Origin of the sequence: Arsenophonus sp. ENCA (genome assembly GCF_002287155.1) — a bacterium.
Classification (GTDB): Bacteria; Pseudomonadota; Gammaproteobacteria; order Enterobacterales; family Enterobacteriaceae; genus Arsenophonus; species Arsenophonus nilaparvatae.
Genome location: NZ_NHNG01000401.1, coordinates 1 through 2185, shown reverse-complemented (window position 1 = coordinate 2185; position 2185 = coordinate 1). Strand labels below are relative to the sequence as shown.

Genomic DNA, 2185 nt, shown 5'->3' with positions numbered 1-2185 from the left:
AGCGCGGTGGTCCCACCTGACCCCATGCCGAACTCAGAAGTGAAATGCCGTAGCGCCGATGGTAGTGTGGGGTCTCCCCATGTGAGAGTAGGGAGCTGCCAGACTTTAATTTAATGCTAATGGGAAAGACCATTAGTGAAATAGATGTGTGATAGAATAGTTTGGTTAGTGGTTATTTATCTATACTTTTAATTATTAATATGATGGATAGGCCGCTTAAACGTTCGTTAAAATATAAATAGCAAAGAATTTGCTTAGTAGCTATAGCGCGGTAGCTCCACCTGATCCCATGCCGAACTCAGAAGTGAAATGCCGTAGTGCCGATGATAGTGTGGGGTATCCCCATGTGAGAGTAGGGAACTGCTAAGCTTAAAATATTAAGGCCACCTAATTAAGGTGGCTTTTCTGTATATGTAAATAATAAATCTAACTTAATGAATAATATATTTTATAGTTGAATTATATCTATTTTATCGACGAGCTTTATTAATATTTTTGACATTTATTATAGGTAATTGACTAATCTAACTAGAAATATTAATCGAATCCTTTTCTTCTAGTAGTTTTTCAACAACACTAGGATCCGCTAATGTTGATGTATCACCAAGATTATTTATATCACCAGTGGCAATTTTTCTTAGAATACGTCGTATAATTTTACCTGAGCGTGTTTTTGGTAATGCATCAGTCCAGTGAAGAATATCTGGTGTTGCTATTGGTCCAATTTCTTTACGCACCCAATTGCGTACTTCATTATAAAGTTCTGCTGAAGGTTCTTCACCATGATTTAATGTAATGTAGGCATAAATAGCTTGTCCTTTAATATTATGAGGGACACCAACGACGGCAGCCTCAGCAATTTTAGGGAACGCTACAAGTGCAGATTCGATTTCCGCCGTACCTAAACGATGACCAGAAATATTTAAAACGTCGTCAACACGACCGGATATCCAGTAATAACCATCTTCATCACGGCGAGCACCATCTCCACTGAAATACATACCTTTAAATAGTAAAAAATAAGTTTGTTCAAAGCGTTCGTGGTCACCATAAATGGTTCTAGCTTGTCCTGGCCATGAATCCATGATGACAAGATTGCCTTCAGCAATACCCTCAAGTAAATTACCTAGATTATCAATAAGCGCGGGCTTAACACCAAAAAAAAGGTAGTGTTGCTGATCCTGGTTTAAGTTCAGTTGCTCCCGGTAAGGGAAGAAGCATAAAACCACCGGTTTCTGTTTGCCACCAAGTATCAATAATAGGGCAATGACTATTACCTATTTTTTTGTAGTACCATTCCCAAGCTTCCGGATTAATAGGTTCACCGACAGAGCCTAAAATCCTTAAAGAATTACGCTGAGTTGCTTCAATAGCTTTATCTCCTTCTGCCATCAAAGCACGAATTGCGGTTGGTGCGGTATAAAGAATATTTACTTTATGCTTATCAACTATTTGGCTCATGCGATTTATATTTGGATAGTTAGGTACACCTTCAAACATTAGCGTGGTGGCTCCATTGGATAGTGGGCCATAAATTAAGTAACTATGGCCTGTTACCCAGCCTATATCAGCAGTGCACCAATAAATTTCTTTTGCCTGGTAGTCAAATGCGTATTTGACACGAGTTTCGCACAGGCATATAAAATTCTAAAAATGGCTTAAAAGCAATGATTAATCTGCAAGTTACTAAAAAACATAAATTTTCTTAAATTACAATAAGTTGTATTTGATTTATAAGGTTTTGACTATTTATATATCATGCTGAATTAAACTTAAAAATAGAGCGTTTTTTTATTGGTGCGAAACTCGTGTCTTTGTTTGTTACTATAAGCGTGTTGCTTAATAGTGAAATAAGGGTGTTTCGGTGATTGAAGTAAATTTTACGCTGTTCTGAGATGGAAATTCCAAAGACCTGCGCTAAGGAGTAAGAAGGTATCATCAATAAAGGGTCTACGATTCCGTAAAATTTGGGTCATGCAACCGAGGCGCTTGATACCCGCGATGGCGTGTTCAACTGTAATACGGATGCCCGAGATTATTTTATTTTCTTGTTTTTGTTCAGGCGATAAAGGTCTTTTTCGAGTTCCTTTTTTTGGGATTTGTGTATTAGGATGCTGTTTATCTATACCTTGAAAACCGGTATCTGCCCAGATGGTTACCTCAGGAGGAATATGGCGAATTATAT

At 37.7% G+C, this 2185-nt stretch carries 1 protein-coding gene, 2 rRNA genes and 1 pseudogene; 2 read left to right on the top strand and 2 right to left on the bottom strand.

The features are described from left to right. Positions 1–104: ribosomal RNA gene (gene rrf / locus CBG25_RS10555) — 5S ribosomal RNA — on the top strand; the annotation flags it as partial. A gap of 149 nt (positions 105–253) precedes the next feature. Then, a 5S ribosomal RNA gene (gene rrf, locus CBG25_RS10550) occupies positions 254–369 on the top strand. A gap of 155 nt (positions 370–524) precedes the next feature. On the opposite strand, the pseudogene CBG25_RS10545 reads toward rrf (CBG25_RS10550), so the two are convergent. Continuing rightward, positions 525–1617, bottom strand: a pseudogene (locus tag CBG25_RS10545) (AMP-binding protein); the annotation flags it as partial. A gap of 263 nt (positions 1618–1880) precedes the next feature. Beyond that, positions 1881–2185 (bottom strand): transposase family protein (locus tag CBG25_RS10540; RefSeq protein ID WP_290603625.1); only part of this gene is annotated, 305 nt, incomplete at its 5' end.